Annotated in this window: 14 protein-coding genes and 2 pseudogenes; 7 read left to right on the top strand and 9 right to left on the bottom strand. The window is 70.2% G+C overall.

The genetic code is table 11. The features are described from left to right. Positions 1-67: 67 nt before the first annotated feature. Both ABZ656_RS39235 and ABZ656_RS39230 read right to left on the bottom strand, forming a co-directional pair. Positions 68-325 (bottom strand): WhiB family transcriptional regulator, encoded by a 258-nt coding sequence (locus tag ABZ656_RS39235; RefSeq protein WP_006380970.1) that lies wholly within the window; start codon positions 323-325, stop codon positions 68-70. A gap of 319 nt (positions 326-644) precedes the next feature. Further along, a complete protein-coding gene (locus tag ABZ656_RS39230) occupies positions 645-1,613 on the bottom strand; it encodes a diacylglycerol kinase family protein (protein ID WP_360274760.1) in 969 nt (322 codons plus the stop codon). Positions 1,614-1,771: 158 nt separating this feature from the next. Between ABZ656_RS39230 and ABZ656_RS39225 the strand changes: the two genes are divergently transcribed. Beyond that, positions 1,772-2,221: a hypothetical protein gene (locus ABZ656_RS39225; RefSeq protein ID WP_360274757.1), complete on the top strand. Its 450-nt coding sequence runs from the start codon at positions 1,772-1,774 to the stop codon at positions 2,219-2,221. Between the two features lie 68 nt (positions 2,222-2,289). On the opposite strand, the gene ABZ656_RS39220 is transcribed toward ABZ656_RS39225, so the two are convergent. From ABZ656_RS39220 to ABZ656_RS39210, 3 genes are all read right to left on the bottom strand, one after another. Next, positions 2,290-3,387 (bottom strand): RNA polymerase sigma factor SigF, encoded by a 1,098-nt coding sequence (locus ABZ656_RS39220; RefSeq protein ID WP_101400582.1) that lies wholly within the window; start codon positions 3,385-3,387, stop codon positions 2,290-2,292. Then, on the bottom strand, positions 3,384-3,797 hold the full coding sequence (locus ABZ656_RS39215; RefSeq protein ID WP_054228129.1) for an anti-sigma regulatory factor: 414 nt from the start codon (positions 3,795-3,797) through the stop codon (positions 3,384-3,386). The genes ABZ656_RS39220 and ABZ656_RS39215 overlap by 4 nt, the downstream gene beginning before the upstream one ends. Before the next feature lie 260 nt (positions 3,798-4,057). Further along, positions 4,058-4,318, bottom strand: coding sequence for a UBP-type zinc finger domain-containing protein (locus ABZ656_RS39210; protein WP_101400583.1), 261 nt, complete (start codon positions 4,316-4,318; stop codon positions 4,058-4,060). Between the two features lie 61 nt (positions 4,319-4,379). Between ABZ656_RS39210 and ABZ656_RS39205 the strand changes: the two genes are divergently transcribed. Next, a complete protein-coding gene (locus tag ABZ656_RS39205; protein ID WP_101403734.1) occupies positions 4,380-5,975 on the top strand; it encodes a Na+/H+ antiporter in 1,596 nt (531 codons plus the stop codon). Between the two features lie 24 nt (positions 5,976-5,999). On the opposite strand, the gene ABZ656_RS39200 is transcribed toward ABZ656_RS39205, so the two are convergent. From ABZ656_RS39200 to ABZ656_RS39190, 3 genes are all read right to left on the bottom strand, one after another. Next, positions 6,000-6,878 carry a pyridoxal-phosphate dependent enzyme gene (locus ABZ656_RS39200; RefSeq protein WP_101403735.1) on the bottom strand — a complete coding sequence of 293 codons (879 nt, stop codon included), beginning with the start codon at positions 6,876-6,878 and terminating at the stop codon, positions 6,000-6,002. A 133-nt stretch (positions 6,879-7,011) separates the two neighbouring features. After that, positions 7,012-7,602 (bottom strand): N-acetylmuramoyl-L-alanine amidase, encoded by a 591-nt coding sequence (locus ABZ656_RS39195; protein ID WP_101400584.1) that lies wholly within the window; start codon positions 7,600-7,602, stop codon positions 7,012-7,014. A 170-nt stretch (positions 7,603-7,772) separates the two neighbouring features. Then, a complete protein-coding gene (locus ABZ656_RS39190; protein WP_101400585.1) occupies positions 7,773-8,006 on the bottom strand; it encodes a hypothetical protein in 234 nt (77 codons plus the stop codon). A gap of 266 nt (positions 8,007-8,272) precedes the next feature. On the opposite strand from ABZ656_RS39190, the gene ABZ656_RS39185 reads away from it, so the two are divergent. From ABZ656_RS39185 to ABZ656_RS39175, 3 genes are all read left to right on the top strand, one after another. Then, positions 8,273-9,679: a family 2B encapsulin nanocompartment shell protein gene (locus ABZ656_RS39185; protein ID WP_101400586.1), complete on the top strand. Its 1,407-nt coding sequence runs from the start codon at positions 8,273-8,275 to the stop codon at positions 9,677-9,679. A gap of 167 nt (positions 9,680-9,846) precedes the next feature. Further along, a complete protein-coding gene (locus tag ABZ656_RS39180) occupies positions 9,847-10,893 on the top strand; it encodes a family 2 encapsulin nanocompartment cargo protein polyprenyl transferase (protein ID WP_360274751.1) in 1,047 nt (348 codons plus the stop codon). A 242-nt stretch (positions 10,894-11,135) separates the two neighbouring features. Continuing rightward, positions 11,136-11,747, top strand: coding sequence for a GNAT family N-acetyltransferase (locus ABZ656_RS39175; protein ID WP_101400587.1), 612 nt, complete (start codon positions 11,136-11,138; stop codon positions 11,745-11,747). A 12-nt stretch (positions 11,748-11,759) separates the two neighbouring features. Here ABZ656_RS39175 and ABZ656_RS39170 read toward each other — a convergent pair. Then, a pseudogene (locus ABZ656_RS39170) lies at positions 11,760-12,214 on the bottom strand (TetR/AcrR family transcriptional regulator); the annotation flags it as partial. Here ABZ656_RS39170 and ABZ656_RS39165 point away from each other — a divergent pair. Continuing rightward, positions 12,194-12,286, top strand: a pseudogene (locus tag ABZ656_RS39165) (dihydrofolate reductase); the annotation flags it as partial. The pseudogenes ABZ656_RS39170 and ABZ656_RS39165 overlap by 21 nt on opposite strands. Before the next feature lie 80 nt (positions 12,287-12,366). Then, positions 12,367-12,639 carry a hypothetical protein gene (locus ABZ656_RS39160; protein WP_101400588.1) on the top strand — a complete coding sequence of 91 codons (273 nt, stop codon included), beginning with the start codon at positions 12,367-12,369 and terminating at the stop codon, positions 12,637-12,639. The last annotated feature ends 293 nt before the right edge of the window (positions 12,640-12,932 follow it).

The raw sequence follows: 12,932 nt of genomic DNA, 5'->3' as shown, positions 1-12,932 counted from the left end.
CTCGGGGGCGGGAGATGCGTACTCGCTGTACGCGCCGCCGGGCTCAGGCTCGTTACGGGGTGGGGTGTCAGGCGGTGGCCTGACGAGCCCGGTTGCGGGCGGCGCGGCGCTTCATCGCACGACGCTCGTCCTCGCTGAGGCCACCCCAGACGCCGGAGTCCTGGCCGGACTCGAGCGCCCACTGCAGGCACTGCTCCATGACGGGGCAGCGGCGGCAGACGGCCTTGGCTTCCTCGATCTGCAGCAGCGCAGGACCGGTGTTGCCGATGGGGAAGAAGAGCTCGGGGTCTTCCTCGCGGCAAACGGCGTTGTGACGCCAGTCCATGGCTGCTACCTCTCCTTGGTATTACATGCACGTTGCTTGTGAATGTGAACGCTTTCACGAATCCCTCAACAAGTGAAGGGCCGACTGTCAGGATTCCCTGACGTGGTCCTGTGGTTTGAGGAGGGGTTCTGGCTCTCTGTGGGGCCGATGTTGCGGGCCGTCCCGATCGCCACGTAGAGACTCGCAAACCTCAGCGGCGGATACAACCCCTTCTGGAAAGTTTTTTTTGATTCCTCGGTGTCGACTAGGTCACAGCCGTACTTCCATGGGGTGGACCCTGGTCTAAACGTTCGAGTGAAAGGACTTTGGGCCCTTCCGCTCACACAATCACACGCAGTGCACGGCGTACGCCTGTGAACGTCACGCTGGTCCGCAGTCCCAGGTGGTCACCGTCCATCTGGAGGGGGAGCGGCGCCTTCGAATGCAAGGTGAAGTCGGTCAGGTCGTGCAGAGACAGGGCGTGCTTGCCATGGGGGCCGCGCTCGGGGGACGAAGTGAGCAACTGGGTGGCATACCGGGCAACCGCGCCTGTCGACATGCGGTTGAGAGTGAGTACGTCGAGGCCGGTATCGAACGAAGCCTTAGGTGACGCGTACACCGGACGATTGCCGAGAAACGTCCAGGGCGAGGTGTTACAGATTATGGACATCACAAGATCGGTGACCGGGTCCTGGCCGGGCCGCTCCAGTGTGATCGTTCCGTGCCTGCGGTGAGGTTCGTCCAGAAACTGACGTGCCACTTGGCGCAAATAGAGGGCGTGGGTGGAGCGCTTGCCGCGCTCGCGCTGCTGTTCGACCCGGCCGATCACCCCCGCGTCGAAGCCGAGCCCCGCGCAGAAGGTGAACCAGCGGGAGGGGACGGCTTCGTCCTCGGTGTCGGGGGTGCCCGCGGCGAGACCGAGACCGATCGCGCGCTCGCGGTCCTCTCTGAGCGCGTCCAGCAGGGCGCCGGTGGCCTCCACGGCGTCGTTGGGCAGGCCCAGTGCGCGGGCGAAGACATTGGTGGAACCGCCGGGGACCACCGCGAGGCGGGGCAGGCGGTCCAGGTCGGGGCCGTTGTGCAGGAGACCGTTCACGACCTCGTTGACGGTGCCGTCACCGCCGAGCGCGACCACCAGTTCTATGTCGTCGCTCTCCCCGGCCTGCCGGCCGAGGTCCCGTGCGTGCCCGCGGTACTCGGTGGTGACCACCTCGAGCTTCATCTCGCTCGCCAGCGCGTGGATCAAGACATCGCGCGTGCGCGCACTTGTGGTGGTAGCTGCCGGATTGACCACGAGAAGTGCACGCATGCGATGCAGCGTACCTACCGAGGGGTACTGGTCCCAGACCGAGTTAGGGATCCGGTAAGAGATAAGGGCGTGAGTCTCGACACGGTGAGGTGCGGGAGGCGGTGGGGGAGCGGCCGGGGTCCGGCCGCGCGCCGGGGCCCGAGGGATACCCTTCAGGGGTGAGCGCTGAGCAGATCCCCACCCCCGACGCCCCCACCGCAGAGCCCCGTCCCGGACGGCTGACCGCCGCGGCCGCGCTGGCCGCGCTGGAGGGGCTGGTCCTCACCGTGGGGGGCGTGTGGATGCTCGTCCTGGGGGCCACGGGTGGCTCGGGGGACAGGCAGCAGGGCGTGACCCTGGGTGTGACGCTGATCGTGCTCGCGCTGCTGCCCCTGCTGGCCGCCCGCGGTCTGCTGTTGCGCCGCAGCTGGAGCCGGGGCCCCGCGGTCATCACCCAGATCATGGCGCTGCCCGTCGCCTACAGCCTGCTCCAGGCGGACAGCGTGGCGATCCCCGCCGGAATCGCCCTCGCGGCGGTCGCGATCACGGCGCTGGTCCTGCTCGTCAATTCCGAGACGACCCGGGCGCTGGGCATCCGCGGCCCCGGTGCCGCCGAGGAAACCGAGTAGCTCCGGCACTCCGGCAGGGTCCACGCCGGTCGTGAGCCCCGCTCGGCGGCTGCCAGGTCACTCCTCGTCTACTCCTCGACCAGGAGCTTTTCGCGGAGCTGGGCGAGGGTGCGGGCCAGCAGGCGGGAGACGTGCATCTGGGAGATGCCGACCTCCTGCGCGATCTGCGACTGGGTCATGTTGCCGAAGAAGCGGAGAAGCAGGATCCGCTTCTCTCTCGGGGGGAGGTCCTCGAGCAGGGGCTTCAACGACTCCCGGTACTCGACGCCCTCCAGGGCCTCGTCCTCCGCACCCAGCGTGTCCGCGACCGCCGGGGACTCGTCGTCCGTGTCGGGGACGTCCAGCGACAGCGTGGAGTACGCGTTGGCGGACTCCAGGCCCTCCAGGACCTCCTCCTCCGAGATGGCCAGCTTCTCGGCCAGCTCGTGGACCGTGGGAGAGCGCCCGTGCTGTTGCGACAGCTCGGCCGTCGCCGTCGTCAGGGCCAGGCGCAGTTCCTGCAGGCGCCGCGGCACCCGCACCGCCCAGCCCTTGTCGCGGAAGTGCCGTTTGATCTCGCCGACGACCGTCGGAGTCGCGTACGTCGAGAACTCGACGCCGCGCTCCGGGTCGAAGCGGTCGACCGACTTGATCAGGCCGATGGTCGCGACCTGGGTGAGGTCGTCCAGCGGCTCACCGCGATTGCGGAAGCGGCGCGCGAGGTGCTCGACGAGCGGGAGGTGCATGCGGACCAGCTGATTGCGCAGCTCCGCGTACTCCGCGCTGCCGTCCTGCAGCTTGCGCAGCTCGATGAACATAGCCCGCGCGCCGCTGCGGTCCTGAGGGTCGTGCTGGATGTGCTGGGCGCTCGGCCCGTGCTGCGTGCCCTGCACGCTCTGCACCTCTGGCTTGTCGTGTCGCTCGTGCTCGCTCATAGTCCCGCCCGTCACCAGCCGCCGCCCTTCCGAGGACGTGCTCGGCGCGGCACCCTCCGGATCCCGTTGCCCGTCGTCCTGGCCGGAGAGGAGGCTCTCCTGTGCGTCCTCCGGGTGCGGCCGGGCCTGTTCGGGGATGCCGTCGACGCCTTCCACCGCGCGCCGGGGCCCGTCGAGGCCGTCGACACGTCCGGCGGGAAGCTCCCGTGTGCCGCGCTCTTCGTCCCGCACCGGCCCGTCCCCGTTCCTCACGCCGGCCCGGGTCCCGCGCCGCGCTGTTTGTAGAGGCTGATCGAAACGGTTTTGTCCTCGGCGACGGTGGAGTCGACCTTGCCCGCGAGCGCCGACAGGACGGTCCACGCGAACGTGTCCCGTGACGGAGCGTGACCATCGGTGGTCGGAGCGGAGACCGTCACCTCGAGCGAGTCGTCGATGAGCCGGAAGACACAGCTGAGCACCGATCCGGGGACGGCCTGCTGCAGCAAAATCGCGCAGGCCTCGTCCACCGCGATGCGGAGGTCCTCGATCTCGTCGAGGGTGAAGTCCAAACGGGCCGCGAGACCGGCCGTAGCCGTACGCAGCACCGACAGGTAGGCACCCGCGGCCGGCAGCCGGACTTCCACGAAGTCCTTCGTCGCGGGCTCGCCTGCGATCTGGGACACCCTCACCTCCAAGGTGGTACAAGCTCTTTCGAGCTCTTTTCGGGGGCCGAGGGTCGCCCCCCGGGTAACGCGCTAGGTGGTTCAGCGGTGACGCTACCGCGCTCCCAAGTTTCCTGTCCTGGGGACCCCGCCCCTTGCTGTCACTCATAGTAAGCCTATGAGTACGGACAGTGGCTAGGGGTCTGCGGGCCCAAATAGGAAGAGCGCGCGCCGGGTTGACGTACCCAGGCGTCAGACGGTCGAACCGTCCGAGCCGTGGGTCACACCAGTACGTGGTCGACGAAGCACCAGCGCCAGCTCTCACCGGGCTCGAAGGTACGCATCACGGGATGTCCGGTCTCCTTGAAATGCTCCGTCGCGTGCCGCAGCGGCGAGGAGTCGCAGCAGCCGAGGTGCCCGCAGCTCAGACACAGCCGCAACTGCACCGGATGTGTACCGGCGGCCTGGCATTCCAGGCAGGTCTCGCTCAGCGGCCCGGGTTCGGGGTGCTGCAGCTCGTCGGCGTGCGTGCACTGTTTCATGATTGCCAGGTTACGTCGGGCGTGCGGGATGTCGCGCGAAAACGAGGGCGGGCGGAAGACGATGCACGTATTGCCACTGCTGTTGCTGGTCGCGGGGAGCGCCGCGGTCGCCGGGCTCGCTCGTCGCACCCCGGTGCCGGCGCCGCTGTTGCTCGTCGCGGCGGGCCTGGCCGTCTCGTACATCCCTGGAGTGCCCGGATACGAACTCGACCCGGAGATCGTGCTCCCGCTGGTGCTGCCCCCGCTGCTGTACACGGCGGCCAGCGACAGCTCGTACCTCGATCTGAGGGCGCATGTGCGGCCCATCGCGCTGCTGTCGGTGGGGTACGTGCTCTTCGCGACGCTGGCAGTCGGCTGGGCCGCCTATCTGATCGTGCCGAGCCTGCCGCTGCCCGCGGCGCTGGTCTTCGGGGCTGTGGTGGCGCCGCCGGACGCGGTGGCGGCCACGGCGGTGGCGCGCCGGGTGGGGCTGCCCTCGCGGATCACCACGATCCTTCAGGGCGAGTCCCTGGTGAACGACGCGACCGCGATCACCGCCTACAAGGTGGCCCTCGCCGCCGCGGTCGGCGCGGGCGCGACCTGGGCGGGCGGTGTCCGCGAGTTCCTGCTCGCTGCGGTCGGGGGTGTGGTCGTCGGTCTCGTCCTGATGGTGCCGATCCACTGGCTGCGCACGCACCTGAAGGAGGCACTTCTCCAGAACACCCTTTCCTTGTTGATCCCCTTCGTCGCGTACGGGATCGCCGAGCAGGTGCACGCCTCCGGAGTGCTCGCGGTGGTCGTCGTCGCGCTCTACCTCGGGCACCGTGCCTGGGAGGTGGACTTCGCGACCCGGCTCCAGGAGGAGGCGGTGTGGAAGATGGTCGCGTTCGTCCTGGAGTCGGCGGTGTTCGCCCTGATCGGACTGCAACTGCCGGTCGTCCTCAAGGGCCTCGGCCAGTACCAGGGAGCCCAGGCCGCATGGTACGCGGTGGCCGTCTTCCTGGTTGTGGTCGCCGCCCGGTTCGTGTGGGTATACCCCGCCACCTTCCTGCCCCGGATCCTGTCGGCGCGCGTCCGGGAGCGCGAGGGGGCCCTCACCTGGAAGGGGCCGTTCATCATCGGCTGGGCCGGAATGCGCGGGGTGGTCTCGCTCGCCATCGCCTTCTCCATCCCGCTGACCGTGCACGGCGGTGCCTCCTTCCCCGATCGCAACCTCCTCCTCTTCCTCACCTTCACCACCGTCATCGGGACCCTGGTCGTCCAGGGGCTGACCCTGCCCCCTCTCATCCGCCTGCTGAAGCTGCCGGGGCGCGACGTCCAGGCCGAGACGCTCGCGGAGGCGAACGCCCAGGCGCAGGCGTCCCGGGTCGCCGAGGAACGCCTCGGCGCACTCCTCGACGACGACCGCAACGCCCTGCCCCCGCCGCTCGCCGACCGGCTCCGCTCGGTCCTGGAACGCCGCCGCAACGCCGTCTGGGAGCGGCTCGGCGCCGTCAACCCGGTGACCGGGGAGACCGCCGACGACACCTACCGCCGTCTGTCCCGCGAGATGATCAGCGCCGAACGCGAGGTCTTCGTGAAACTCCGCGACCACCGCTACATCGACGACGAGATGCTCCGCACCCTCCTGCGCAGACTCGACCTGGAGGAGGCGGCGGCCTATCGGGAGGCGGCGTAAGGATGCTCAGGGCCGTGCGAGGGCTCAGAACGGTGCCCCCGTGATCACCGCCGCCACCGTCGTCCCCCGTGCGAAAGCCCCCTCCTCCATCAGGGTGACGAGTCCATAGAGCATCTTGGCGACATAGAGACGTTCCACGGGCAGGCCGTGGCGTTGTTCGAAGTCCGCGGCGAAGGTGTCGAGTTCCGGTGTGGTGCGGGCGTAGCCGCCGAAGTGGAAGCGGTCGTCGAGGGACCAGGTGCCGCGGTGGCCGCCGAAGGCGGCTTCCTGGAGGGCGCTTATATCGCCCTCCAGGAAGCCGCCCTTGAGGACGGGGATGCCCAGGGCCCGCTGGCCGGGGGCGAGGCCGGCGGCCAGGCCGGCGAAGGTGCCGCCGGTGCCGCAGGCCAGGGCGGCCACATCGACACCGCCGTGGCCCCGCAGCTCCGCGCCGAGTTCCCGGCAGCCGCGTACGGCAAGGGAGTTGCTGCCGCCCTCGGGGACGACGTACGCGTCCTCGGTGTCCATCGAGCGCAGCAGGGCGGCCAGCGTCTCCGGATCGCTCTTGCGGCGGTACATCGACCTGTCGACGAAGTGCAGTCGCATGCCGTCGGCCGCGCAGCGGGTCAGCGAGGGGTTGAGGGGACGGTCGGCCAGCTCCTGGCCGCGGACCACCCCCACGGTCGTCAGCCCGAGGAGGCGGCCCGCGGCGGCGGTGGCGCGCAGATGGTTGGAGTACGCGCCGCCGAAGGTGACCACCGTGCGGCCCGCTGCGGCGCGGAGGTTCGGGGCGAGCTTGCGCCACTTGTTGCCGATCAGCTCCGGGTGGATCAGATCGTCCCGCTTCAGCAGCAGCCGTACGCCATGGCGCGCGAAGCGCTCGTCCGCGACCTGGTACAGCGGCGAGGGCAGCCGCGGTCGCAGACCGGTCGGGTCGAGCGCTTCGGGGGCGTCCGGAGTGGCCGGGGTGTTCGGGCCGTCCGGGGTTGCGGGGCTGGGCACCCCACCATTGTCGGACACCTGTCCGGTATGCGGGCGGCCGCCCCGCGCCCGTCCGTCACTTGAGGCGGTCGCGGACGCGCTCTCTCATCGAGGCCATCGTGAAGCCGCGCGGGTCGACCTTGCCCGGCTGCCACTCCAGGTGGCCGATGAGCGAACGCTCCGTCCAGTCGTGGTGGCGGCAGATCGCGGCCGCGACCTTCTCGATGGCCTCCAACTGCACCTCGGGCCACGGATCCTTTCCGTCGCCGAGGTTCTCGCACTCGAAGCCGTAGAAGTGGCGGTTGCCGTCGGTATTCGCCTCGTTGTCCGGCGGGAGTGCCTTCTCCGCGATCACGGCGCGCAGCACGTCGTCGTCACCCGGACCCGCGTGGTTGGCCCGGCCGTAGCCCACGAGGTGCAGGACACCGTCCTTGGTGATGACGCCGTGGCACAGCGGACCGGGCAGGTCCGGGCGGCCGTCACGGCAGATCCCGACGGTGTGCTCGCTGCCCGAGGTCACCGTGTGGTGGATCATCACGCCGTACACCGGGCCCCAGGGCCCCTTGTGATTGCGGTTGTGATGCTCCCATTCGCCGACCTCGACGACGGTGAGGCCTTCCTCCCTGAGCCGGTTCAGGAAACCGCCCGCGGACATGGGTGGGGCCATGACCGCCTCCTTCGCACTGCGCGGCGGCCACCGGTCGCGGCCGTCTCGTATCGCAGCTTGTACCCGGAACCAGGGGCTCCGGCCCAGCCGTTCGTACGGTGTGCGAGTCGATCCGGTCAGGGGTGCAGGTGCGTTTGACCAGCGCGTCCACGGCGTGTCCGCGAGGTCCGTCAGGAGCGCAGGAACGCGTCCCCGTTAGCGGCGATGTGGCTCTCCAGCGCCTGCAGGGCCTGCTGGGTCGCCTCGGGGGAGCCGCTGCCGCGCCGCTCCGCGTAGTACGCCGCGCCCAGTCTCTTCAGGAGGTCGCCGCCCGCACGCTGCGCCTGCACCTCGTCGAGCTTCTGCTTGCCCTGCGTGAGCCCTCGCTGCGCCTGTTCCTTGGCGCGGTCCAGGAAGCCTGCCATTGCCGTCTCCTGTCGTCGTCCGTCACCGCGTCAAACGGTTGGCCTGATCTCGGAGTTCCCGCTCGCAACGGCTCCGCGCTGTTCGACGGCCACGACTGCGGCTGTTCGAGGGCAACGACTCCGGCCTGTTCGGTCGATCGACAAAAGCGGACCCTCTGCCCAATCCGCCGTGATCCATTCCCGCTCATTCGTGTAATAGCACCGGCACGCTCCGTGATGGAAGGCTGGTCGGCGCAGATCAGTGCACGACCGGGAGGGCAATTTTCATGTCGGTAGGCGAAGAGGTCCGTGCGGGTCAGGGCAAGCCGCAGCAGAGTCTCGGCACATCGGCCGCGCGGAACCTGGCCACCACCACCAAGTCCGCACCCCAGATGCAGGAGATCAGCTCACGGTGGCTGCTGCGCATGCTTCCGTGGGTGAACGTGCAGGGTGGCACGTACCGCGTGAACCGGCGGCTCAGCTACTCCGTGGGCGACGGCCGTGTGACGTTCGTGAAGACCGGTGACCGTGTGCAGGTCATCCCCGCGGAGCTCGGCGAGCTGTCCGTGCTCCGCTCGTTCGAGGATCAGGAGGTGCTCGGCGAGCTCGCCCAGCGGTGCCAGCAGCGGGAGTTCGCACCGGGCGAAGTGCTCGCCTCGTTCGGCAGTCCGTCCGACGAGGTGTTCCTGCTCGCGCACGGCAAGGTGGAGAAGATCGGCACCGGCCCGTACGGCGACGACGCGGTCCTCGGCGTCCTCGCCGACGGCGCGTACTTCGGCGAGCAGGCGCTCATCGACCCCGACGCCATCTGGGAGTACACGGCCCGCGCCGTCACCGCGGTCACCGTGCTCGCGCTGCCCCGCCGGGACCTCGAGCAGATCGCCGAGCGCTCCGACTCCCTGCGCGGACACCTCACGGAGCTGCGCGCGATTCCGGAGCAGCGCACCAACAAGTACGGCGAGAAGGAGATCGACCTCGCGGCCGGCCACACCGGGGAGCAGGACATCCCCGGCACCTTCGTGGACTACGAGGCCGCGCCGCGCGAGTACGAACTGAGCATCGCCCAGACCGTGCTGCGCCTGCACACGCGCGTGGCCGATCTCTACAACCAGCCGATGAACCAGACGGAGCAGCAGCTCCGCCTCACCGTCGAGGCGTTGAAGGAGCGCCAGGAGCACGAGCTCATCAACAACCGGGAGTTCGGACTGCTCAACAACTGCGAGTACGACCAACGGCTCCAGCCGCACGACGGCGTGCCCAGCCCCGACGACCTGGACGAGCTGCTCAGCCGCCGGCGTGGCACCAAGCTGTTCCTCGCCCACCCGCGCGCGATCTCCGCGTTCGGCCGCGAGTGCAACAAGCGCGGACTGGTCCCCGAGAGCATCGAGATCGCGGGCAACCGCATCCCGACCTGGCGCGGCGTGCCGCTGTTCCCGTGCAACAAGATCCCCGTCAGCGACACCCGTACGACCTCGATCATCGCCATGCGTACCGGTGAGGCCGAGCAGGGTGTCATCGGCCTCCAGCAGGCGGGCATCCCGGACGAGATCGAGCCGAGCCTGTCGGTGCGTTTCATGGGCATCAACGAACAGGCGATCATCTCCTACCTGGTGACGGCGTACTACTCGGCGGCGGTTCTCGTGCCGGACGCCCTCGGCATCCTGGAGAACGTCGAGATCGGCCGCTGGCGGTGACCTTCCCGACGCCGGCCGTCGTGTTCCCGCCCGATCAGGCGGGAACACCGGGGACGAGGCGGGGTCCGGCCGAGACCCTGGACAGGCCGGGCCTCATCGGCAAGCCCATGGACGGCGGTTCCTTGGACGGCGGTCCATCGGGCGGCGGTTCCGCGGACAGGAGGCCCATGGAACGGCAGGTCGCGCCCGGTCCGCTGGACGGACAGGAAGCGGCGGGCATCCTGGAGCACGCCCGGGCGTCCGTCGACCCCGAGCTGCGCAGGGCCATCGACTCGCTGCCGGGATCCATGCGCCGGATCGCGCTCTATCACTTCGGCTGGGAGCACGCGGACGGCAGCCCGGCGGCGGGCAACGCGGGCAAGGCGATCCGTCCGGCCCTCGTGCTCACCGCCACGGGAGCGCTCGGCGGTCAGCACGCGGCCGCCGTACAAGCCGCGGCCGCCGTGGAGTTGATCCACAACTTCACGCTGTTGCACGACGACGTCATGGACCGGGACACCACCCGAAGACACCGCCCCACCGCGTGGACCGTGTTCGGCGACGCCGACGCGATCCTCACCGGGGACGCCATGCAGGCGCTCGCGCAGCGGCTGCTCGCCGAGGACTCGCACCCGGCGTCCCGGGCCGCCGCCGCCCGGCTCGCGTCCTGCGTCGTCGAGCTGTGCGAGGGACAGCACGCGGACACGGCCATGGAGAAGCGCGGACCCGCCGAGGTCACCCTCGACGAAGTGCTCGCCATGGCCGAGGCCAAGACCGGCGCGCTGCTCGGCTGCGCATGCGCGCTCGGCGGGCTGTACGCGGGGGCGGACGAGGAGGACGTCGAGGCGCTGGACGCGTTCGGCCGGGAGGCCGGGCTCGCCTTCCAGCTGATCGACGACGTGATCGGGATCTGGGGGGACCCGAGCCGCACCGGCAAGCCGGCCGGGGCGGATCTCATCGCCCGCAAGAAGTCCCTGCCGGTGGTCGCCGCGCTCGCCTCCGGCACCCCGGCGGCGACGGAACTCGCCGAGCTGTACGGAGTTCCCTACGAGGAAGGGGAGCTGGAGCGCACGGTGCTGGCCGTCGAGCGGGCGGGCGGCCGTGACTGGGCGCAGCTCCAAGCGGCCGACCGGATGTCCCGGGCGATGCACGAGCTGTCCCGGGCGATCCCCGACCCTGAGGCGGCGGGCGGCCTCCTCGCGCTCGCGGAGTTCGTGACGCGGCGCAGCAACTGACCCGCTCGGCCTTCAGATGACCCGTTCGACCCTTCAGAAGGGCGGTTGAAGACCCCGGGGCCTTTGGGACCGTACGGCACCTGACCTCCGTACGGCACCGGGCTCCGGCCGGAACGGGTCCCGCGCATCCCCACGGTGCGCGGGGCCTGCCCCTCTCGGGCCCGGACAGGCCCGACAGGCCCGACAGGCCCTAGGCTGCAACAGCCGTACGATCAGCGGCGGTTGAGGCGAGAGGGTGGGACATGGGCGTGGTGATCCGGACGGCGGACGAGGGCGATCGGGAGCTGGTCGCCCGGCTGCTCGACGAGGCGTTCCAGGACGACCCGGTGAGTGTCTGGGTCTTTCCGGACGCGGCGCACCGCCGCGCCAAGCACCCCGGACTGATGGGGATGTTCACCGAGGTCGTGCTCGCCGAGGGCCGCGTCGACGTCACGGAGGACGGCTCGGCGTGCGCGCTGTGGCTGTCCGTGCCCGCCGACGCCGGCCACGCCGACGACGAGGACGACGGTCCCGTACGGCTGCGTGAGGCCGTCGACCCGGACAACGAGCGGGTCGAGCTGATCGGCCGCCTGACGGCCGGGATCCACCCCGCGGGCCGCGCCCACGAGTACCTGTGGATGATCGGCGTGGCGCCGCAGCGCCAGGGCGAGGGACTCGGCACCGCGCTTGTCCGGTCGGTCCTCGACCGCTGCGACCGCGAGGGCCTGTCGGCCTATCTGGAGGCGAGCAACGCCGACAGCCGACGGCTCTACGAGCGTCTCGGCTTCGACCTCACCGGGCGCCCCCTCGACCTGCCGGACGGCCCGCGGATGTGGCCGATGTGGCGCGAGCCGCAGCCCGAGCGGAGGGCCTGATCGGACCGGGGCTCACCCCCTCCGGCACCTGGCTTCCGGGCCGGGGCTCTCCGGGACGATCGTCGCCACGATCCGTTCGAGCAGCTCGTCGGGTACGGCGACGCCGGGGAGTACGCCGTCCAGCACTCCGGGCAGTGCCAGGTGCTCCAGGAGCAGCCCGAGCACGTCGAGGTGGAGCACCGTGACGGTCTCGTCGCCGCCGGGCAGACCGGCGGCGCGGTGGAACTCGATGCCCTCCTCCAGATCTCCGCGTACCGACTCGGCGTACGAGGCGCGCAGCGTCCGGCGGCGGGTGGCCTCCAGGCGCAGCTCGAAGAGGGCGAGATGGCCCGTGCGGTCGCGGATCGCGCGGGCCGGCAGATAGCGCATGAACGCCAGCACCAGGGAGCGGTCTCGCGGCCCCTTCAGCAGCCCGGCGAGAACGGCGGGCTGCGGCGCGAGGCGCCGAGCTCGTCATCAAGACGTACCCGGTGATGCCGGGCTCCGGCATGCCGACGTTCGGCGCCGACTTCGCCGTCACCGAGTTCGCCCTCGACTAGGTGCGCGCGTTCAAGAACGGTGTCTACGTGCGGACGTACAACAGGAAGCGCTGAAGCCTCTCCCGCCCTACCCTGAATGCATGGGCACCGATGAGCATGTCTGCCCCGCGTGCCGGCAGCCGGTCACCACCGTCGTGCGGCGCCACAAGACGCTGGGTGCGTTCGTTCCCGTATGGGGTCCCGGCCCCTGCCACAACCCCGAGTGCGAGGCGTACGTCGGCGAGCCCGGGGCCGGAGCCGGGTCCAGAGGCGGCGCGGGGTCCCGGTCCGTACCCGCGACCGGATCTGAACCCGGCAGGGACACCGGGGAGACCCGGGAGCCTCCCGGGGAGTCCGTCGCGGAAAAATCCTGACGCGCGCACCCGTGCAGAGAGACGCGGGTCGGCTCCGACGTCCTGTGTGAGAGCCGTCCACCACGGGCGGTCCGAGCCGGGGAAGCCGAAGGAGCGACTCATGAAGTACCTGGTGATGGTGCAGGGCACGCAGGCGGACTACGAGGGCATGCGGGGCAAGGGTTGCGCGCACGCCCCGGCCTGGAGCTAGTGCCGCGGCAGGCAACGTTCGCCCCGTCGCGACGCCCGGCACGCACTCTCGCCGCACCGGCCGAAAGCCCAAGTACGTCCAGTACGAGGACTTCCGGCCGGCA

This window comes from Streptomyces sp. NPDC007095, from assembly GCF_040634475.1.
Lineage (GTDB): Bacteria > Actinomycetota > Actinomycetes > Streptomycetales > Streptomycetaceae > Streptomyces.
This window is presented reverse-complemented; position numbering and strand designations above follow the sequence as displayed.

Coding starts and splice junctions, on each gene's coding strand:
- ABZ656_RS39235 (WP_006380970.1), bottom strand. CDS start 325: ATGGACTGGCGTCACAACGCCGTTTGCCGCGAGGAAGACCCCGAGCTC.
- ABZ656_RS39230 (WP_360274760.1), bottom strand. CDS start 1,613: ATGCGTGCACTTCTCGTGGTCAATCCGGCAGCTACCACCACAAGTGCG.
- ABZ656_RS39210 (WP_101400583.1), bottom strand. CDS start 4,318: ATGAAACAGTGCACGCACGCCGACGAGCTGCAGCACCCCGAACCCGGG.
- ABZ656_RS39205 (WP_101403734.1), top strand. CDS start 4,380: ATGCACGTATTGCCACTGCTGTTGCTGGTCGCGGGGAGCGCCGCGGTC.
- ABZ656_RS39195 (WP_101400584.1), bottom strand. CDS start 7,602: ATGGCCCCACCCATGTCCGCGGGCGGTTTCCTGAACCGGCTCAGGGAG.
- ABZ656_RS39190 (WP_101400585.1), bottom strand. CDS start 8,006: ATGGCAGGCTTCCTGGACCGCGCCAAGGAACAGGCGCAGCGAGGGCTC.
- ABZ656_RS39185 (WP_101400586.1), top strand. CDS start 8,273: ATGTCGGTAGGCGAAGAGGTCCGTGCGGGTCAGGGCAAGCCGCAGCAG.
- ABZ656_RS39180 (WP_360274751.1), top strand. CDS start 9,847: ATGGAACGGCAGGTCGCGCCCGGTCCGCTGGACGGACAGGAAGCGGCG.
- ABZ656_RS39175 (WP_101400587.1), top strand. CDS start 11,136: ATGGGCGTGGTGATCCGGACGGCGGACGAGGGCGATCGGGAGCTGGTC.
- ABZ656_RS39160 (WP_101400588.1), top strand. CDS start 12,367: ATGGGCACCGATGAGCATGTCTGCCCCGCGTGCCGGCAGCCGGTCACC.